We start from the raw sequence: 20,241 nt of genomic DNA, 5'->3' as shown, positions 1-20,241 counted from the left end.
TGACGGCACACATGCAGCATCGTCGTCCGCGGCCTGAACGGGCCGCCACGCGAGGTTTGTCGTGAACCTGCCGCTCCGCAAAAAACTCGTGTTCACCGCGCTTCTTGCCGCGACGGCGGTCGTGGCGTTGTTCCTGGTCGGCGAACTGTTTTTGCGTGGTTGGCTGGCGCACCGCGATTCGCTGCTGATCGTGCCGGACGACAAGCTGGGTTGGCGGGCCAAGGAAAACGTGGCGTGGACCCGGGAAAAGCATGACGCCGCCGGCGTTACCTACGCGGTTCGCTACCGGACCGATGCGCGCGGCTCGCGGCTTTACGGAGACGCGGCGACCGCCAAGACGAAGGTGCTGCTGGTCTCGGCGACTCCTTTACGCATGCGGCCGAAGTGTCCAACGACAAGACCTACTACCACGTGTTTCGAGACAGGGCAGGCGACAGGGCGGAGGTGTTCGCCTACGGAGCGCTTGGCTACGGCACCTTGCAGGAAGCGATGGTAGCGATGGATTGGGCGCCGGCACTGCGTCCGGACTGGGTTATCGTGCAAGCCACCGGCAACGATCTGATCAACAACAGCTTCGCGCTGGAGATCGACAGCTACGGCTCCAACAACAACAAGCGGCGCCCGTACCTTGTCTCCACATCGACAACCTCACAGGAATGGGCGATTTCCCGCCGTGTGCCGAAGCCATGGCCGGGGTTGCACGAATTCGCCTTCGACCATTCGCGGATGCTGTACTACTTGCTGTCGCGCGCCGACCGCCTGCTGCTGGACCCGGCCGAATTGACGACTGAAAGAGAGATCCGTGAGCGGGGATTAAGTTGGCCCTCGTTCAAGTCGGCGAGTGATACGACGGCGGCGATTCTGCGACGCCTCAAGCAACAAACCCAACCGGCGCGGGTGGCGGTGTTCATCGTCGACGCCGATGAACCGTACGTGACGGCCTTTCGTCGCGCGTGCGCTGCGGCCGACGTCGCGTTTACGACCGCCGCGGCCGAGGCGATTCACGAAGCCGAAACGCAAGGACGCATTGTACGCGGCTTCGATCGCGTGCACTGGAACGAACTCGGCCACCAAGTGGCGGCCGAGGCGTTGGTCACATTTTTTCGAGAGGCAAGTTCGGAGTTAGGCCTTCCCGGCGCTCCCTAATACGTACTCGTTTTTGTGTTTGATCAGGCGGATCAGTTCCTCGCGCGCCGGGCCGAGGTATTTGCGCGGGTCGAATTCCTTCGGCTTGGTCCACAGCACTTCCCGCACCTTTGCCGTGATAGCCAAGCGCCCGTCGGAATCGATGTTCACTTTGCACACCGCCGATTTGGCCGCGAGCCGCAACTGCTCTTCGGGCACGCCGACCGCGCCGCCGAGGTCGCCGCCGTACTGGTTAATCAGCTCGATGTAGGCGGGGATGACGCTGCTGGCGCCGTGCAAGACGATGGGGAATCCGGGGATCCGCTTCTCGACTTCTTCGAGGATGTCGAAGCGAAGGGGCGGCGGCTCCTCGCCGGGTTTGACCTTAAATTTGTAGGCCCCATGACTCGTGCCGATGGAAATCGCGAGCGAATCGACGCCGGTACGCTGCACGAACTCTTCTACGTCGTCCGGGTCGGTGTAGTGCGATTGCTCGTGTTGCACGTCGTCTTCGATACCCGCCAGCACGCCCAGTTCTCCCTCGACGGTGACGTCGTGCTCGTGCGCGAATTCGACCACCTGCTTGGTCAGGGCCATGTTGTCTTCGAAGGAATGCGCCGAGCCGTCGATCATGACCGAGGAAAAGCCGGTCTCGATACAGTTCTTGCACAGTTCAAAAGTGTCGCCGTGGTCCAGGTGCAACACGATGGGAATATGGCTGCCCATATCGCGCGCCAATTCCACCGCGCCGGCCGCCAAGTGCCGCAGCAATATTTGGTTGGCGTACTTCCGCGCGCCGCTAGAAACCTGAATGATCACCGGCGAGTTCGTCTCCACGCAACCGGTGATGATCGCCTGCAATTGCTCCAAATTGTTGAAGTTGTAGGCAGGGATGGCGTAGCCGCCGGCGACGGCTTTGGCGAAAATTTCTCGCGAATTAACGAGGCCGAGTTCGCGGTAGGAAATCATGGAATTCTCCTTTTAAAGTCGAGTGCCGAAGAAGCTCATGTTGCTCGCGCCGCCACGCTTTGTCAAAGCCCCGCGGCGTTCAATCCAGACGCCGATAAAGCTCCACCACGCCCCGCGGCGGATGCGAGATTACCAGCTCTGTGTTACCCGCCGGGGTTTGCGTTAACGACGCCTCCAGGCGGCAATTCGAGCCCACCCACTGCTGCAAGTGCTCGCGTAAAAACGGCGGTGCATTTTTGTTCAACGTCATCGACGAGGGCATGTTGACCACGACCACGTAACGCGGCTGCGAGTCCTGAATTTCCCGCCACGCCTCTTGTTGCAGCGCCAGTGTGTCCTCGTAGTAAGCCGCGAGCGGATAGGCGAACACGAAGCGCATCGCGCTGCGCCGCCGGGCGTGGAAAAGAATCTGTCCCTCGCTGCCGAACACCAGCACCGTCTCGTCCGGTTCGGTGTGTTCGCGCAGGTATCGGCCGAGCATTTCGCCGTCATAAAACGGATTGACGCCGAACAAGTCGCGGCTCAGTTCCGCGCCCCGCGTGTATTGCGGCAGACGCAGCAACGTGGGCGAAAGAAGCAAGAGAGCGATCACGACGATGATGGCCGCGCGGCTCGCTGTGCTCGCCGTTTTTTCCAGAAGTAGGCCTACCGCGCCGCGCACGCCCACCGCCGCGGCCAGGCAAAGTGGCGGCAGCAGTTGCTGCCAATAGTGCGCCGTGAAACGACCCGAAGCCGCCACGCCCACCGCCGCCGAGAAAAGCCAAAACGGCAGCGCCAAGGCGGCGATTTTGTTTTCCCTGCGCCCGCGCCAGAGTACGATCACCCCTGCGGCCAGCCCCACCAGGAGCGGCCAGTCGCGCACCAGCATGCCGCGCCGCGAAAGCTGAATCGCCAAAGCCCGCCCGCGGTCGAGCCACGAAAACGCGCCGCTGTAACTGAGGTTGTAACTGAACGCCCAAAAGTGGAATTCACGTGCCGCGCCGGCCAGGGCAAACGCCGCGTAACATGCGGCCAACGCCGCGCAAAAACCGCCCGCGGCATACAGAATGCGGATCACGAACTTGCGCCCGGCCCCAGCGGTTGCGTAGATCATCACCACGAGCGGCAACAAGTCGGCCCCGGCCACGGGCTTGAACAACACCGCGATTCCCATCAACGCCCCGGCGGCCACCGGACGCCACGATTGTTGTTTGTTGCCGCCCGGCGCCACCATGAGTAGCGCGGCGATGATCCACGTCACCATGAACATTTCGGCGTTGGCGCTTTGGCCGTCGTAGCTCGGCGCGGTTTGCGTCAGCGCGAGCAGTATCGTGGCGATGGCCGCGGTCGGCGCGTCGAACAACCGCCGCACGAGGCGATGAAAGACCAGCGCGGTCAGCAGCGACCATAAAAGCATGCCGAGGCGCACGCTCGTCACGCCGTGGTAGAGGCCCACCAGGATCGCGTACACCGCGAAAACTCCGGGCGGCTTGGATTCAACCGAGTGCACGTAGGGCCACAAGCCCTGCGTCCACTGCCAGCCGATATACGCATACCCCCCTTCGTCGCGGTCGAAGGGCACGTCGATCATCAGTAGGCGTAGGAGGACGGCGAGCGCGACACCGGCCAGCGTCCAGACGGCCCAGGTTCGTTCGCGGCGGTTTGTCATCAACGCTCGTCCAAGCGGTGGAGGCCGAATTGGCCGGCGAGTTGATAGGCGCGGGCCACATCCGTCGCGCTGACCGGCCGGGAGATGCGATCCACCTCGTGGGCGCGGTGGCACGGGCGATACTGGGCCATGATGTTGAGGTACGTGTCGCGGCTTAGCTCCTCGGCCAGAAAACGAAACGCCGCTTCGGTGCCTGCCGTGCCGAAGGGCATGACGAGGTGCCGAACCAGCAAGCCGCGCTGGGCGACGCCTTTCTCGTCGATCACCAAGTCACCGACCTGCCGGTGCATTTCACGTAGGGCGGCTTGCGCGACGGCAGGATAATCGCGTGCGCCCGCCAGTTGCGTTGCGACGTCGGGGTCGGTGAATTTGTAGTCAGGCATGTAGATATCCACGATGCCGTCCAACTGTTTGAGCACATCCGCGCGATCGTACCCGCCGGTGTTGTATACGATCGGCAACGCGAAACCTTCCTCGACCGCCAAGGCAAGCGCCTCGAGTATTTGCGGCACGACGTGCGACGGCGTGACCAGGTTCAAATTGTGGCACCCTAACTTTTGCACTTCCAGGAAAAGGGTCGCCAGGTGCTCGATCGTCACAGCCCGGCCGCGGGCGCCGTGACTGATGTCGTCGTTCTGGCAAAAGATGCACCCCATGTTGCAGCCGGCGAAAAACACGGTGCCGGAGCCGCCGCGCCCGACCAGCGGGCGTTCTTCGCCGAAGTGCGGTCCGAAACTGGCGACCAACGCCGCCGCGCCGGTTTGGCAAAAGCCCTTTTCGCCGGCCGAGCGATCGACCTTGCACTCGCGCGGACACAAGCGGCACGGCGACAGCAGGGGCTGCAGGGTCGCGGCTCGCCGACGAATGTCGGCGGCATTCAAGCTGGGCATGACAATCCGTCCTCGCCTATTTCGGTTGCGGATCGGCGCAACAACGAAAGCCGTCGTCTTCCCAGCAAGCGTCGTCGACGGGGTGGGTGTGTCGCGAAAAGCAATCGCCGCCGTATTCCGCCCCGCGCCACGCCGTCCCGCCGCGTACGACGCCAAAAGCTCCGTTCCGATATTCGATGGGCTCAGCGACCCACTCGCTGACGTTCCCGTTCAAATCGAAGACGGCGAAGCGATTGCGGCATTCGAAGCGCGCGCCGGTTGGGGCGATGGCCTGGAGCGTGCCGACCGGTTGTTCGGTGTTGCATCGATGCGGTACGTATTCCGGGCCGTACGTGAAACGCCACCCGCGACCCATGGTGCAGGCCAGTTCCCATTCGTCTTCGGCGCATAACCGCTTGCCCGCCGCGCGGCACAACTGGTCGGCTTCGCGCCAGCTTACTTTGGTTCGGGGCAACGCGTAGCGTTCGTTCGGGTATTCGAAGCGGTCCATGCAGTAAGCAGCCACGGCGCGCGGCTCGCCCAGTTTCCGTTTAAAGTGGCTCGAACGCGGATCCCACACGGAGTCGACCGAGCCCGCGGGAATCAACACCATGCCGGCCGGACATTGCAGGTCGACGATTCCGGCCCATTCCTCGGCCGTGTACGTGGTGCGCCAAAACGGATCGCGCCAAGCCGGATCGGACACTTCCGGCACGACGGGCGGGTGGTACTTTACCTCGGCGGCCTCGTAGCCGAAGCGCGCCGCCAGTACCACGGCCAACAAAACCGCGAGGGTGATGACGATTCTCTTAACCATGGCCGAATCGTACCATGTTATAAAGAAGCGATCATTCTTCGAGTAGAGGTTGATGCGGAAAATCGTCACGTTTTTGTTCCTGACATGTCTCGCCGCCGTCGCGTTGTCCGCGCCCGTGTGGACCGTTTCCGCTCGGCAGGGGTCCGACGGGGAAGTGTATTGGCGTGCCGAGACCGACGGTTTGTTGCGCTGGGAACTCGCCGACCTGACCGGCGACGGCCGGCCCGATGTCGCGTTGTTCCACAGCGGCGAAAAAATCGTGCGCACTGAAATCGACACCAACGCCGACGGTGTGGCCGACCGCGTTGCGCTTTTCATGCCGGATCGGTCGGTCTCTCATTGGCGCGATGCCGACGGCAACGGCGTCCTGGAATCCGCCGCGGCTCCCGTGAACGATTCGCCTGCCGCCGTCCTATACCGGCGAGCCGTCGCCTTGCGCTACGCCGCCCGCGACGGGCAGTTCCCGGCGCACGAGGGAGAACTCCCGCCGGTGACGCCGCCCTTCACCCGCCCGATCGGCACGGCCGTGTCGGTGCAGATGCGCTTGTCGCTTTTATCGACGGACGGCGCGTCGCGTCGCAATCCGCAGGATGTGGGTCTCGTGCAATTCGAGGCGGCACCGGGGCGGGGCGAACACCTCGTTGTTCCGGTTTCGATAAACGCCGAGGGCGTGGCCGCGCAGGCGGGAACCTTGGACCTGATGACGTACGCCGTCTGGTGTGAAAAGTCGTCGGAAAAGCGACTTCGCTTGGAAGCGGCCGGTCGTCTCGTCGTTGGCGACTCGCTGAATGAGGAACTGTTTTTCGTTGTCGATCTCACCGAGGAAACGACGTCCGCTCTCCATATGCCGCTCGCTGACGGGTCCGGCAACGCAAGCCGTTCACTGTTGGTGGAGATTCGTCGGCGCTAACGGGGGAAGGCTACAAACCGCGAACGATGACTCGTTTGACGTAGGGTTCGGCGCGCATCATCAAGGCGCGCACTTTTTCGGGCGTCAAGGGCTTCACGGCTTTGAAGTTTTCGTTGTACACGATGCGGTTTTGGTATTGTTGGAAGGCCCACAACTCGGCGCCCTCGATTACCTTGCCCATTTCATCCACCGCCGCTTCGTCCACCACGGTCGGCACAACGGTCGTGCGGAACTCGTAACGAACGCCGCTTTGCATGATCAATCGGATGGATTGCTCGATCTTATGGATGTCGACAAGCGTGCCGCTTGCTTCACTGTAGCGGGAGAGCGCGGTTTTCACATCCATGGCGACGTAGGTGACATGACCGTCTTCCAACAGCTGCTTGAGCACATCCGGGTGATGGCCGTTGGTGTCGATTTTGACGGGTAGACCGATTTCCTCATTCAAGTGGGCGACGAAATCGGCGATATCCGGAAACAACATGGGTTCGCCGCCGGTGATCGCGACGCCGTCTATCAGTTTTTTACGGTGGCGCAGGAATTCCACGACGTCTTCCCAAGAAAACTTGGGCGTGTCGGCGGATATTTCAATGAGATCCGGATTTTGACAGAAAGGACAGCGAAAATCGCACCCGGCCAGGAAGAGCACCGAGGCTACGTTGCCGGGAAAATCGATCAACGACAAACCTTGAATACCGGCAATTCGCACAGCACTAACTCCTACGCTACCGGACGATCACCGGCGCGTTTCCAGGACTCAAACGACTTAGCGTTTGATTTACGCGGTTTTCACACTTTTTTCGGGCGCCTGCTCGACGGCCCCCACGTTGCCGAACGCTTTGCCGGCGACCTTAAACGTGACGCGGTCCTTATACTCGGCCTGCTTTCCCTTGTTCCATTGCTGTACGGGACGGTAATAACCGACAACCCGACTGTAGACCTCCGTCTTATGTTGACACATCGCTTTTCATCTCCCCATCTCATTCGTTAATCCCTGGGCTTATTCGCTCCCCCGAGCAGGGCTGTTACTGCAAATCCCCTTGCTTATTCCTTCGCCCGACGGCACCCCTAATAGGGGCACTCAAAATGTTCGCCGGGTATGTATCCGTGTTCCGGGCAAATCGTAAACGTGGGCGTGATCGAGTAATACGGGAGCTTGTAATTCTCCGCGATTCGCCGCACGAGTTTCTTAATCGCTTCGGTGTCGTCGAGCTTCTCCCCGATGAATCCATGCATCACCGTGCCGCCGGTATAGAGCGTCTGAAGGGCGTCCTGGTGCTCCAAGGCTTCGAACAGGTCATCGGTGAAGTTCACCGGGAGGCTCGTGGAATTCGTGTAGTAAGGATCCTCGACGCCCTGGTGGAAAATGTCCGGGTATTTTGCAACGTCGAGTTGGGCCAGGCGATAGGTTGTGCTTTCGGCGGGCGTGGCCTCCAGATTGTACAGATTGCCGGTCTCTTCCTGGAAGCGAATCAAGTTATCCCGCATGTGTTCCAGCGTACGAATCGTTAAGTCTTTGCCCGCGGGGTGCGTGATCGAGTGGCCCATGAAGTTGATGAGGGCCTCGTTCATACCGATCAAGCCAATGGTGGAGAAATGGTTGTACCAGTAGGCGTGCTGTCCGACTTTGACGCCGTCCAAGTAGTGCCGCGTGTACGGGTAAAGACCCTGCTCAGTGAAGCGCTCAAGCACTTTCCGCTTGGTTTCCAAGCTGTCCCGGGCGCGCTCCATCAGGTAATCGATGCGACCGAACCAGGAACTTTCATCGCCGGATTCATAACCGACGCGCGGCAGGTTCACGGTGACCACGCCGATGGAGCCGGTTTGCGGATGCGCGCCGAAAAGGCCGCCGCCGCGTTTGCTCAGTCGCTGTCGCAGTTCTTTTTCGTCCAAACGTAAGCGACAACACATCGACCGGACATCCTCCGGCTTCATGTCGGAGTTGACGAAGTTGGCGAAATACGGGATGCCGTAGCGTCCGGTCATCTGCCAAAGGATATCTAAGTTTTTGTTATCCCAGTCGAAATTGTCATGAATGTTGTACGTTGGAATCGGGAAAGTGAAAATGCGGCCCTTGGCGTCGCCGGCCATCATCACTTCGCAGAACGCTTGGTTGATCATGTCCATTTCGTGCTGGAACATGCCGTAGGTGTCGTTAAGCAGTTCGCCGCCGTACGCCACCGCCTCGTCGAGCATATTGGACGGGCAAACCAGATCCATCGTGATGTTCGTGAACGGAGTTTGGAAGCCGACCCGAGTGGGTACATTCAGGTTGAACACGAATTCCTGAATGCATTGGTGTACTTGCTCGTAATTAAGATTGTCATACCGTACGTAAGGCGATAGGTAGGTGTCGAAGTTCGCGAAGGCTTGTGCCCCCGCGCTTTCACCCTGCAAGGTGTAGAAAAAATTGACGATCTGGCCCAACGCCGTACGCAAATGCCGTGGCGGCGCGGACTCGACTTTGCCGTAAACGCCCCCAAACCCTCGGAAAAGAAGGTCTTTTAGGTCCCATCCGCAACAGTAAGCGGAGATTTGACCCAAATCGTGAATATGGAAGTCGCCACTGGTATGAAGGTCGCCGAGCTCTTGGCCGTAGATTTTATTGAGCCAGTAAGACTTGCTGATCGTCGAGCTGATGTGGTTATTGAGCCCCTGTAGCGAAAAACTCATGTTCGAGTTTTCGTTGATTCGCCAATCGATCTTATCCAGATAGGAGTCGATCATATCCACCGCATTGGCGAGCATGCGCTGCGTTTCGCGCATCTGCGCATGATCGTTGCGGTAAATGATATAACGACGTGCAATGTCGTGTAAGTTATTGTGAATAAGCCGGTTTTCGACGAGGTCTTGAACGTTTTCCACCGTCGGAATACGGTTGTTCTTGAAGAACAAAACGTCCAGAAGATCGATGACCTCCGCCGCAATTCGCTCAACTGTGGCCTGGTCTTTACTACCGCTGGCCACGAATGCCTTCCAAACGGCATCGGCGATTTTCTGCGGGTCGAACGCAACCCGTTCACCGGTGCGTTTGTAAATGAAGCGAATCATCCAGGAGTCTCCTAACGCTCGCGGAATCAGGATTGAAAGAACGCTGGTCCAGCCGAAAATCGCTGCCAACCCACTTTTCAATACGGAAAAAATCAATGAATTTTGTTAAAACTAGGTGTTTTTTTCCGTTGCCAAGACCGAAACTTAAAAAACGACCAAAAATCAACCCTTTCAAGCTTAAGACGCCACTTTAAGGGTTCGTCTAAAAAGGCTTGAAACTAAAGAAAAATCGAATCTTCCTAAGAGCCAGTCAGGCAAGAAGGGATGTTAGCCCAAGATTTTTGAGCCTGTCAAGGTAAAATCTACATATGGTAGGGAAAATTTTTCCGACCACAAGAAGTTGCGTCTCTTACGACGCGGCGCGTAAAAAAGGGGGTTAGCTCTTATTTTTCATGAGCTTCCATTCTTTCGAGAGGCGATTGTGAAGTTTGGATAGTACAAGATTGGCAAATCGAGCGGCGAAAACATTTTCCATGTCCTGCCGCGTTGCCAAAAATTTTCCGTACGGCTTCGACGAGCGTTGAAATGTACCCGACTTGCCCTCGCGGAGAATTATCCGCCGATTTATGTTGATTTCCGGGTGCTTTACTGGTCGAGCAGGCACTGGAAGGCGAATGAGAGTCAATCGTGGCCCGGTAAACAGAGCGGCGATCCCCGCCGGAACAACCACCGGACGGAAGCATTATGACAGCCGCGCGCCGACCTTTGCCTGTGCCCGCCTGCAAGTCGTTCCATTCCGGAAGGTTCGGGCGCCGGATTCATCCTGGGAAAGCGGTTTGCGTCGGGATTTGCGCAGGCGACTTGCGGAGCCGGGGGGCGGGGCGGAATACGGGACGGCGATCGGTTTCGGGGGCTTCGGCCGAGAATTTTCTGCCAAGCAAGATTTCGAGGAAAGCGACGAAAAAGGGCGAGCCGCAGGGCATTCCGGCCATTGTATCGGTACGAACTTTTTTCTCGTAGGGATCTTCCTCGCCGCTGAGAAACCAGGGCCAGTCGAGGGACCTGTCGTCCAGCAGGGGGCTGGGTTTGATAAGCGGGTCGGCGGTTTTTCCGCAATGGGCGGGGGCGCTGGACCAGCGGTAGTCGGCGGCGTGGCAAGCCATTCCGGCGCGAACCGAGTTGCGCTCGACGTAGCGGATGGCGGCCCACATGTGTCGCTCGTCCATGGGCGTTGAGTAGTAGCGACCCTGCCAGAGGTGGCCGGTGGTTTCGTGAGTTTCGTTGAAGTAGGTGGCGTAGACTCCGTGGGTGTCGTGGAGTACGCCGGCTAGTCCGGTGATGATTGTGGGTACGAGCACGAGATGCACGTGGTTGGGCATCAAGCAGTAGGATAAAACGGCGACTTCGTATTGTTCGACGTATTTCTTGAGGAGAGCCAGGTACTTTTGGCGATCTTTGTCCGACCGGAAGATTTTCTCGCCGCGATTGCCGCGATGGGTGACGTGATGAGGGTATCCCGCGACCACGATCCTTGGATTCCGCGCCATTTTGAACCTCCTTACCTGGGGCCAGGCACCAACGGGTGTTGAATTTCTCACACCTCTTAGTCAAGTTGTGTGCCAAAGAAAAGTAAGATAGTGATATCAATAGGTTGAAGGGATCTCGGCTTGTCATTGTTTCCGGTTTTCGGAGGAAAATTCCGGAAATCGAACGCAAATCACGACGTAAGTTGGTGCCAGGCACCAACGTTTAAGGGTTCGGGATTACGGAATGTAACGAGTGGTTAAATGCGGCGGAAGTCGGCGATCGCCGAAAACAGCGCCGTGACCGAAGCCACCAGATTAAGCCGGTTGGTTTTAATGTCTTCTTTCTTGTGCATGACCAACACATCGTCGAAAAACACGTCGACCTGTGGGCGAATCTCGGAAATCGTCATCAACGCACCAAGTACATCGCCGACGGCCACCAGCGTTTGCACCTGGTCGGCAATGGACTGCACCGCCGCAAAAAGCGCCTTCTCCGCGTCTTCCTCCAACAAAGCCTCGTCCACTTCGCCCGGGTCTTCGTAATCCTTGACGATGTTCCCCGCGCGCTTAAACGCCGTAGCGAAAGCCTCGAACTCATCGCGCTTGGAAAACTCGTTGACCGCCTCGATGCGCGCCACGGTCGCCGGGACGGTATCGAAACGAACGGCCAACACGGCATCGGCCACTTCGGCCCGCATCCCCCGGCCCCGCATGAAGTGGAACAAGCGGTCGCGGAAAAAGGCGAGAATCTCCTCTTCCAAGTCGGCGCGATCGGCTTTGAATTTGTCCTCCACGCCATCGACCGATTTGCGGATCAGATCCGTGAGCGCCACATCCCACGCACGCTCGGCCAGAATGTGCAACACGCCCAACGCCTGGCGACGCAGCGCGTAGGGATCGCCCGACCCCGTTGGCGACAAACCCACGCCGAAACAAGCGGCGATCGAATCCATTTTGTCGCACACCGAAAGCACCGCGCCGGCATCGGATGCGGGCAGTTCGTCGCCCGCAAAACGGGGAAGGTAGTGTTCGAAAATCGCCTCGCCGACCGCTTCTTCTTCGCCTTGCTCGCGGGCGTAATAGCGACCGATGATCCCCTGCAACTCGGGAAACTCGGCGACCATACCGGTCAGCAAATCGGCTTTGTAGATCTGCGCGGCACGCTTGGCGGTATCCAGCGAATCCGTGGCCACCATCGCCCCGAAATAGTTGACGAGCTTACGCACGCGGTCGACCTTTTCGGCATAGCTGCCCAGCAGCTTGTGGTACAGCATGCCCTCGAGATCGGCGGCGAAATCGTCCAGCGGCTTTTTACGGTCGGTCTCCCAATAGTATTTCGCGTCTTCCAGTCGCGCCACCAAAACGCGCTGGTTGCCGCGCACGACGAGTTCCGGATCATCGGCCTCGATATTGGCCACGAGGCAAAACGCGGGCAGCAACGCCCCTTGCGCGTCTTCAAATGAAAAGTACTTTTGGTGCGTGCTCATCGTCGTGACCAACACCTCGCGCGGCAGTTCCAGGTACTCCGCCGGGAAACGACCCAGCAGCGGCACCGGCCACTCGACAAGGTAGGCGACATGGGTCAGCAACTCTTCGTCCACGATCCACTTACCGCTCAATTGCCCGGCGAATTCGTCGAGCTTGGCGCGAATCACCTCACGCCGTTGCGCCGCGTCCAACGTCACCTTCGCCGCCGCGAGCTTGTCGCGGTAATCCGCAAAATCGGTTACCTCGATCGCCGCCGGCGAATGGAAGCGATGACCGCGCGTCTGCGCGCCGGCCGGAATTTCGCCGATGGTGATCGGCAGCGTCTCACCGCCGAGCAGGGCGACGATCCAATGCACGGGTCGCACGAAACGCAAATCGAGGTCGCCCCAGCGCATCGACTTAGGCCACGGCAGCGCGAGGATAATTTCGGTCAGCGCCTCCGGCAGAATGTCGGCGGTGGGCTGACCGGAAATCGTTTTCTTAATACCGATGTATTCCCCTTTTTCGGTCGTAAAAAGCTCCAACTCGTCGATCTCGACGCCTTGCCCCTTCGCAAAACCGATGGCGGCTTTCGTGGGTTTTCCTTCATCGTTGTAGGCGACCTTCTTCGCGGGCCCCATTTTCTCGATGTTGCGGTCCGGCTGGCGTGTCGCCAAGCGGTCCACCGTGACGGTAAGCCGTCGCGGTGTGGAGTAAACAAGCAGTTCCCCGAAGTTGAGATTCAACGCCCGCAATTTCTCGGTGAGACGCTGCGCCAGGTTCGCCTCGGCCTCGGGCAGAAAGCGGGCGGGGATTTCCTCGGTGCCGATTTCCAGCAGCAATTCGGTGGCGCTCATTGGCCCGCCTCCTTTTCCTCTGCGTCGTTGTTTGCATCTTGTTCCTCGGGCTCGTCGAGTTTCAGGCGCGCGCGCCTTTCCGGGTCTTTGACCAGCGGGTAACCAAGCCGCTTGCGGGCCGCCAACCAACCTTCGGCGCAGCGGCGAGCCAGGTCGCGTACCCGGCCGATATAATTGACACGTTCGGTGACGCTAATCGCGCCGCGAGCGTCGAGCAGGTTAAAGGTGTGGCTGCATTTGAGACAGTAGTCGTAGCCGGGCAGGGGGAGCTCGGCGTCGAGGCAGCGCACGGATTCGGCTTCGTAGCGATTGAACAGTTCGAGCAAGGTGTCGGTATCCGATACGTCGAAGTTGTAGGTGCTCTGCTCGACTTCGTTTTGGTGGTAGACGTCGCCGTAGCTCACGCCCGGTATCCACACGAGGTCGTATACGTTGTCCACGCCCTGCAGGTACATCGCGATACGCTCGATGCCGTAGGTGATTTCCACACTGACCGGCCGGCAATCGAAGCCGCCGGCTTGCTGGAAATAGGTGAACTGCGTGATCTCCATGCCGTCGAGCCAGACTTCCCATCCCAGGCCCCAAGCGCCGAGGGTCGGGCTTTCCCAGTTATCTTCCACGAAACGGATATCGTGTTTCAGCGGATCGACGCCAAAGGCCTTGAGGCTGTCCAGATAGATTTCCTGGATGTCCTTCGGGCTCGGTTTCATGATGACCTGGAACTGATAATAATGCTGCAGCCGGTTCGGATTCTGCCCATAACGTCCGTCGGTAGGGCGGCGGCTCGGCTCCACGTAGGCTACGTTCCACGGTTCGGGCCCCAAGCAACGCAGAAAGGTGCTCGGGTTCATGGTGCCGGCCCCGACTTCGATGTCGTAGGGCTGCACGATGAGGCAATTTTGCCTCGCCCAGAACTCTGTCAGCGCCAAAATCAATTCCTGAAAAGTCAAAAGAAGCCTCCTAAACGGATGCGACGAAAGTCGCTTGGAAGCTAACTTGCACTTGCAGGACTGTCAACGCCGCGCGCGGGTTTCTGAGGTCAAAACGCAGCCTTCGCAGAGTGAGGTCGCGAGAGACGTTTTTCAATGCGGACAAAGCGTAATATATTGATTTCACAAGACAAAGCCACCGATTCCAGATGCGCGGTTTTGTACCTTCCAATGACATGCCGGCCACCGTGGGTCGGTGGGGCGTTGACGCGAGCCGGCCCGCACAGGGACCGATGGCAGACGATTTCCGCTTGCCGAGCGCGAACCAGCCTTTTTCATTTTTCAACTCACGGACGTATCGCCTGGTGAAGTATCCTCGGGCCGAGAGGCAAATTGAATAATGTCGGAAAAGTTGCTTCGGGGCGTTACGTATTCGTGGTTGAACGCGGCGACACACCCCAAGTGTAATCGGTGTGGCGAGATACGGTATTCCACACAATACTCGGTGTGATGCTGCGAGAAATGCCGCCGACTTCGAAACGCAACGGCCGGAATATAGAAAGCGCGCGAGAGAGCCTTCTCAACACTCCCGCGCGCCGGTTGGTTCGGTCAGGCTTGCGGTGTTACGGCGCGATGCACTCGGGGACGGGCGTGTCGCCCGCGTCGGAGTAACAAAACGCGCAAACGCCGCAGAAATCACTGCAATCGATGTCGTTGGCGTCGAACTCGTCGGGCTCTTCGGCGTCATCGAAGTACAGGTTTAAATCGGGGCAATCCCATTCGGCGAAATCGTCGGGTAGCGTGTAAACCACCGAGTCGAGTTCACCGGCTTCGCATGCGTTGAAGCATTCAGTGGCATCGAAGACCGCGCCGGCCGTGTCATCGTCGCCGACCGTGTCGTCGTCATCATCGTCGTCGTCACCGCACGCGGTAAAAAAGAACACAGCGATTCCCAGCATCAACAAAGACATCACCGTGAACCAGATCACGTTCTTGCTTCTCATTCATGTTCTCCTTACAGACCCAGTTCGTGTCATTTTTCCGGCGTGAGCTTCCCCCGCGCCGGGTCAAAAGATAATCAGTAGCAACGCGAATGTCACTTCTTTTTCTTTCGACAAGATCTGCGGCTAAAGGTTTCCAAATGACGTGCGGGAAATAATCTCGTCCTGGAGCGGCCTTCCCAAATCCGTGAAATAAGCGGAATAACCGGATACCCGAATAACCAGATCGCGGTACTTGTCGGGGTGCTTCTGAGCGTCGCGGAGGGTTTCGTTGTCGATGACGTTCGGTTGCAGTTCCATCCCGCCTTCGGCGAAAAACGCCCGCACCAACGCCGTCATCTTGTCCAGACGCTCGTCGGTAGCGAAAAGCGCCGGCAGGAACTTCACATTCACCGCGCATCCGTTGGAAATCAGCCGGTGGTCGATCTTGGCGATCGAGCGAAGCATCGCCGTGGGACCCTGCCGCTCCGAGCCGTTGGCGGGCGAGAAGCTGTTGCTAATGGGTTCGCCCGCCCGGCGTCCGTCGGGCGTCGCGCCGAGAAACAACCCTTCCAATACGTGCATCCCGTAGGAGAAGAAGCCCGGCCGGAACGGACCGCCCCGCTGCGTCTGGCGCGCGGCCACCTCGCGGCAGAAAAACTCGGCGACTTCCTTGGCGATAGCGTCGGCTTCGGCGTCGTCGCAACCGTACTTCGGCCCGCGATAGGCCAACATGGCGTGCACCTTGTCGTAACCGTCGAAATTGTGGTCGAGCATCGTGAGCAGGTGGCTCATCGAGATCGTGCCCCGGTCGAAGACGAAATGCTTGATCGCGGCCAATGAGTTCGCCACGGTGCCCAAACCGCGCGCGCTGATCGAGCCGAAATTGTAGTGCGCTCCGCCGTCGGTCATGTCGCGCCGCGCTTCGACGCACCCCTTCAACGTGGATGACACCAGGGGATTGGGGTAATGCTCCCGGTAGACTTCGTCCTTCAGGTTTACCGCCTTGGCGACGGTGTCGATCATAAAGCACATCTGGCTTTTGAACGCGGCCATGAAATCGTCAAAAGAGCGAAAGCCGCGTGGATCGCCGGTGCGCGGCCCGACGGTCTTGCCCATCATCCGCAACTCGCCGTTGAACAGCGCCATTTCCAGCGCTCCCACGAGGCTGATGTCGTTGCCGGACGTGCATCCGAAGGTGTCGCCGTCTCCCGTGGGCTCGACGCAGCCGATCACGCCGTAGTCGCGGGCGTCGGCGGGCGCGACGCCGCATTGTTCCAGCGCCGGAACGGCGGCCTCGTCGTAAAACAACGCGGCGCCCGAAGTCGTTCGGTAGGTTTCCATAGCCCGGCGCCAGAATTCCGGCGGGCTCTTTTCCGAGAGCCGAATGGTGAAGCTGTTGCCCGTGGACTTGACGTTGACAAAGGCGTCGAGAATGACGCGCGACAGCTCGTTCACGGCGTCGTTCCCGTCGCGGTCCACACCGCCGATGGTCACCGAGGCGCTGTCGCTGCCCAGCTCGCTACTGGTACGTTTGCCCACGTAAGGCAGCAGTAACAAGCCGCAACTGAGTTTGAGGAGTAACTCTTCCATCAAGACCGTCGCCTCGGCCCGCGTGATGTTTCCCGCCTCCACGTCGGCGGCAAAATAGGGATACAGATACTGATCGACGCGGCCCACGGCGAAAATGCTGGTCATGCCGTAGGCGATCATCGCGGCCACTTGCGTCAGCCAAACCGCCTGCACCGCTTCGAAGAACGACTCGGGCGGCTGGTACGGAACGCGTCGGCACGCCGCGGCGATGCGCTGCAGAACTTCGCGCCGTTCCGGATCGTTGCATTCCACGGCGAGGTTGGCGGCCCGCACCGCGTAACGGCGGGCGAAATCACGCACGGCCCGGCAACTTAGAATCACCGCTTCAAGCCAGGCAACACCGTTGCGATCACCGGCGCGGCGGGCGTCGGCCAATTCGGCTTGGGCCCGCGCCTCGACGCCGATAAAGCCCTCGCGCAGGACGTTCTTATGGCCCAGGATCATGTGCCCCTGCACGTCGAACACGTTCATGACGAAACCAGGGTTGTTGAACGCGATTTCATCCAATCCACGGTGGACATAGGAGATGCTCAATTTGGGAACTTTCGTCACTTCCTTGAGCTTTCCCAAATCGAGCCCGCGAAAGCGCCGTAGCAGGCTGCGCGGTCCGAAGGACGGTCGCAGATGCAGGCCGTTTTTCTTCCACAACCGTTTTTTGTGATCGCGCACGGATTTGCCGCGCCAGTAGGGCAGAATATCGTCGATCAGCAATGCGCGATCGCTCGCGGAAATGTGGAAAGGTTGGCTCTCGCGATTCGTGAGAAAATCCATTTCCAGTTCGAGCACCGTATTGATGTCGCCGCGCTCCACCGGTAGTACCGCCGCGACCGGTCGACTCGCCCGCCACCCGGCGACTGCGTCATGAGGCCCGATTTCCACCGTCACATTCGCCAACGTGTGCGCCAAAGCGTGCGCGGCGCGCAGGGCCGGAGGCTGCCCCTCGGTGGCGCGGTAGGCTTCGGTGACGAAACGCGCGCGCTCTACGCAAATGACATACGGCGCGGATAGGATTTCGTCCTTGAGCGCTTGGTTGCGCGGGTGAATCGTCATCGCTGTTTCCTTTTAGGTTACGACAAATAAAGTTTCGAATATGGAAAAGCTCAAAACAAGCCCATTGCGTCGAACAACAAATCACCGCCGCCGATTCGCCTTTCATCGGCCGGGCGTTTAGAATCGGTCAAATCCGGTTTACGGAAAGCGATATGCAACCGTCTCGAAAGCAGCGCGTGCTTTTTCTGTTTGCCCTTGCACTGGCGACGTTTTTTCGCCTGTCCAATTTGGGCGGGCCGCCGCTGTGGGGCGATGAGACCCTGGCAGCCGGTGCGCAATACCTGTCTCTCGACTCGCTCTTCGACGAATTGCGCAATCGTGATTCCATAAAAGCGCCCATCGATCCGCCCGGATATCACCTGCTCAATCGCTGGTTTCACCCCTTGCTGGCCGACCCCGCGAAGGCGATGTTCACCGCTACGGGGCGGTTTTTCCTGCGCCTGCTATCGGCGTTGTCAGGTATCGCCTTGGTCGGTGCCGTGCTGCTGTTGGTGCGACAATTGGGCGAACGCGATCGCGCGTGGCTACCGGCGCTGCTCGTCGCCTTCAGCTTTTACGGCGTGTATTACAGTCAGGAGAACCGGCCGTATGCCGCCGTCGCCCTGACGGCCGTGGTTTCGGCGTGGTTGCTGCTGCGATTGGTTGAAAGCGCCGACCGCCGCCTGGTCCCGGCGTATGCGGTTTGCCTGGCGCTCACGGCGTACCTGCACTACGTCGCGGCGATGGTGCTCGCGGCGCACTTGTTGGTTCTGGCCGCGTCGTACCTTCTGCCGCGAAGCGAGGGGCACGAATGGAAAGGGCGAACCTGGGCCTGGGTCGGCCTCGCCTTGGGCGCGGCGTTGTATCTGCCTTGGTTGGGACAGACGCTGAACCTCGCCGTCCGGCCGGAGTTGTTTCAGCCCCACATTTCCGAAGCGGGCGGCGATGTCCCAGCCGCTTGGCGAATGCTGGGGGCGGCGTTGTTGCATGTCGGCTGCGGCAGCACAGCCTCCTTGGTATTTTACGCGCCCTTGGCAGTATTCGGCTTTGTCGGGGTCTGGCGGCGGGAGCGCTTGGGCGCGTTATTGATCGCAGCGCATTACGCGGTGCCGGTGATGTACCTGGCGGCGAGCGGCTTCGGCCAGTTTTTCCACCCGCGCTACCTGATATTCATTTTCCCGATGCATCAATTGTTGGCGGGGTGGGGAATCGTCGAGATCACCATCGCGTCGGCAAATCGTCGGGCGGTTTTGCGACGACGGCCGTGGCTGGTGCCGGCGGCTTTTCTGATCGTGCTTTTCGCGCTCAATGCTATGGCGCTGGGCGAATATTACCGCTATGGAATCAAGTGCGCGTCGGACGCCCCGGCCTTTGCGGAGTTTTGCGCGCGCTACATCGAAAGCTTCTGAGCCCCAGGGGTTCGTAACGACGCAACCGAACGTCGGTGTGGGTTGCCGCGTCCCGCGGACAATCAGCCGGCGAGAGATAGGGAACATGGGAATGCCCGATGGTGTGACAACCTCTACGCGGAAAGCCGGTCGACGGCCCGTCGTTTTTGTGGTCGTGGTCGTGATCGTCTCGATTCTCGGGGCGTTGATCATCGGCGAGGCGAATATCGGACACGCCGACAAGGATTGGAAGCTGATCGGGGGGCTGCTTTACTATCAGGTTATCGATCCGTCGGTGCATGAAGTGGTGGACGATCCACGCCTGCTGTTTCGCTTGCGACCCGGCAGCCAAACCCCGGACGGCCGCGTGCACGTCAATTCCCTGGGGTATCGAGGCCATGAGGTCGCCGTCGAGAAGCCGGCCGACACTTTTCGCATCATCGTGCTGGGCGGATCGAACGTATACGGTGTCAACGTGACCGACGAGCAGAGTTGGCCCGCCCAACTCGAGCGGGAGTTGAACGAGGGGCAGGGCGGTTTCGAAGTATGGAACGGCGGCGTCCCGGCCTACGTAGGCAGCCAGTCGGCCCGCCAAGCGGAAATCGCCCTCGAGACATTCGAGCCCGACCTATTGATCTTGGCGCTAACCAACACCGGTGCCCCGGCCTTTTTGCATGGGGCGCCCTTTGCGCCGTTTTTTGAGAAGTACCCGGAGTTTTGGGATCTCCTGTTCTTCGAGCCGGCGTCTTTCTTGGGCTTTGCGGACCTGCCGAAGCTGCGCCGCACTCTCTTGCGGAAATCCCGCTTTTACCGCTTCTACTACGCCGGCATGATGAGTCGCCGGGGTCTGGATTGGACGAAGAACAAGGAATTCGAAAACACTAACGTCGCCGCGATTCACCGCCTCGCCCGAGCGGCCCGGCAGGCCGACGTGGGCGTGTGTTTTTTCCTGTTTCCCGGACGGCCGGCCTCGGTCAAAGCCCGGTACACGGCGGGTTTGGGCGTGCCGGTGTTTCATTTGAGCGCGGAGGGTATGACCGAGGAATTCGCCGCAATCCACCCGCCGCCCCGCGTGATGCGGTGGTACGGGCACGAAATCGCGAAATTCCTGCGGGCCGAAGCTTTGGTAGGTCCCTAAGCGAG

17 protein-coding genes are annotated in these 20,241 nt (G+C 59.6%); 5 read left to right on the top strand and 12 right to left on the bottom strand.

All coding sequences use genetic code 11. The features are described 5' to 3' along the window. Nucleotides 1-61: 61 nt before the first annotated feature. On the top strand, nucleotides 62-496 hold the full coding sequence (locus P9L99_02465) for a hypothetical protein (GenBank protein ID MDP8222200.1): 435 nt from the start codon (nucleotides 62-64) through the stop codon (nucleotides 494-496). Continuing rightward, a complete protein-coding gene (locus P9L99_02460) occupies nucleotides 412-1,146 on the top strand; it encodes a hypothetical protein (protein MDP8222199.1) in 735 nt (244 codons plus the stop codon). Before P9L99_02465 ends, P9L99_02460 begins: the two co-directional genes overlap by 85 nt. Here P9L99_02460 and P9L99_02455 read toward each other — a convergent pair. From P9L99_02455 to P9L99_02440, 4 genes are all read right to left on the bottom strand, one after another. Beyond that, nucleotides 1,123-2,094, bottom strand: a complete 972-nt coding sequence (locus P9L99_02455) for a class II fructose-bisphosphate aldolase (GenBank protein ID MDP8222198.1) — start codon at nucleotides 2,092-2,094, stop codon at nucleotides 1,123-1,125. The genes P9L99_02460 and P9L99_02455 overlap by 24 nt on opposite strands. Before the next feature lie 79 nt (nucleotides 2,095-2,173). Beyond that, nucleotides 2,174-3,742, bottom strand: a complete 1,569-nt coding sequence (locus tag P9L99_02450; protein MDP8222197.1) for a glycosyltransferase family 39 protein — start codon at nucleotides 3,740-3,742, stop codon at nucleotides 2,174-2,176. Then, nucleotides 3,742-4,632, bottom strand: coding sequence for a hypothetical protein (locus P9L99_02445; GenBank protein MDP8222196.1), 891 nt, complete (start codon nucleotides 4,630-4,632; stop codon nucleotides 3,742-3,744). Before P9L99_02445 ends, P9L99_02450 begins: the two co-directional genes overlap by 1 nt. Before the next feature lie 16 nt (nucleotides 4,633-4,648). After that, complete coding sequence (locus P9L99_02440; protein ID MDP8222195.1) at nucleotides 4,649-5,428, bottom strand: SUMF1/EgtB/PvdO family nonheme iron enzyme; 780 nt, start codon at nucleotides 5,426-5,428, stop codon at nucleotides 4,649-4,651. A 52-nt stretch (nucleotides 5,429-5,480) separates the two neighbouring features. Here P9L99_02440 and P9L99_02435 point away from each other — a divergent pair, with 52 nt between their 5' ends. Beyond that, entirely contained in the window at nucleotides 5,481-6,338 is an 858-nt protein-coding gene (locus P9L99_02435; protein ID MDP8222194.1) for a hypothetical protein, read from the top strand. Between the two features lie 10 nt (nucleotides 6,339-6,348). Here P9L99_02435 and P9L99_02430 read toward each other — a convergent pair whose 3' ends face one another. The 8 genes from P9L99_02430 to P9L99_02395 all read right to left on the bottom strand — a co-directional run bounded on the left by P9L99_02430 (nucleotide 6,349) and on the right by P9L99_02395 (nucleotide 17,731). Beyond that, nucleotides 6,349-7,047 (bottom strand): anaerobic ribonucleoside-triphosphate reductase activating protein, encoded by a 699-nt coding sequence (locus P9L99_02430; GenBank protein MDP8222193.1) that lies wholly within the window; start codon nucleotides 7,045-7,047, stop codon nucleotides 6,349-6,351. Nucleotides 7,048-7,116: 69 nt separating this feature from the next. Beyond that, nucleotides 7,117-7,299: an anaerobic ribonucleoside-triphosphate reductase gene (nrdD, locus tag P9L99_02425; GenBank protein ID MDP8222192.1), complete on the bottom strand. Its 183-nt coding sequence runs from the start codon at nucleotides 7,297-7,299 to the stop codon at nucleotides 7,117-7,119. A gap of 107 nt (nucleotides 7,300-7,406) precedes the next feature. Beyond that, nucleotides 7,407-9,389: a ribonucleoside triphosphate reductase gene (locus tag P9L99_02420; GenBank protein MDP8222191.1), complete on the bottom strand. Its 1,983-nt coding sequence runs from the start codon at nucleotides 9,387-9,389 to the stop codon at nucleotides 7,407-7,409. Nucleotides 9,390-10,147: 758 nt separating this feature from the next. Beyond that, the gene (locus tag P9L99_02415) at nucleotides 10,148-10,876 is read right to left on the bottom strand and encodes a transposase (protein MDP8222190.1); all 729 of its coding nucleotides are present in this window, start codon (nucleotides 10,874-10,876) and stop codon (nucleotides 10,148-10,150) included. A gap of 236 nt (nucleotides 10,877-11,112) precedes the next feature. After that, nucleotides 11,113-13,179, bottom strand: a complete 2,067-nt coding sequence (gene glyS / locus P9L99_02410) for a glycine--tRNA ligase subunit beta (GenBank protein MDP8222189.1) — start codon at nucleotides 13,177-13,179, stop codon at nucleotides 11,113-11,115. After that, a complete protein-coding gene (gene glyQ / locus P9L99_02405) occupies nucleotides 13,176-14,129 on the bottom strand; it encodes a glycine--tRNA ligase subunit alpha (GenBank protein ID MDP8222188.1) in 954 nt (317 codons plus the stop codon). Before glyQ ends, glyS begins: the two co-directional genes overlap by 4 nt. A 602-nt stretch (nucleotides 14,130-14,731) precedes the next feature. Next, on the bottom strand, nucleotides 14,732-15,112 hold the full coding sequence (locus P9L99_02400; protein ID MDP8222187.1) for a hypothetical protein: 381 nt from the start codon (nucleotides 15,110-15,112) through the stop codon (nucleotides 14,732-14,734). A gap of 123 nt (nucleotides 15,113-15,235) precedes the next feature. Next, entirely contained in the window at nucleotides 15,236-17,731 is a 2,496-nt protein-coding gene (locus tag P9L99_02395) for a pyruvate formate lyase family protein (protein MDP8222186.1), read from the bottom strand. Nucleotides 17,732-17,883: 152 nt separating this feature from the next. On the opposite strand from P9L99_02395, the gene P9L99_02390 reads away from it, so the two are divergent. Further along, complete coding sequence (locus P9L99_02390; protein MDP8222185.1) at nucleotides 17,884-19,119, top strand: glycosyltransferase family 39 protein; 1,236 nt, start codon at nucleotides 17,884-17,886, stop codon at nucleotides 19,117-19,119. Nucleotides 19,120-19,210: 91 nt separating this feature from the next. Further along, nucleotides 19,211-20,236: a hypothetical protein gene (locus P9L99_02385; protein ID MDP8222184.1), complete on the top strand. Its 1,026-nt coding sequence runs from the start codon at nucleotides 19,211-19,213 to the stop codon at nucleotides 20,234-20,236. Nucleotides 20,237-20,241 lie beyond the last annotated feature (5 nt).

Source organism: Candidatus Lernaella stagnicola (assembly GCA_030765525.1).
GTDB classification, from domain to species: Bacteria; Lernaellota; Lernaellaia; order Lernaellales; family Lernaellaceae; genus Lernaella; species Lernaella stagnicola.
Note: the sequence above shows the minus strand (reverse complement) of the source record. Positions and strands in the feature narration are given on the sequence as shown.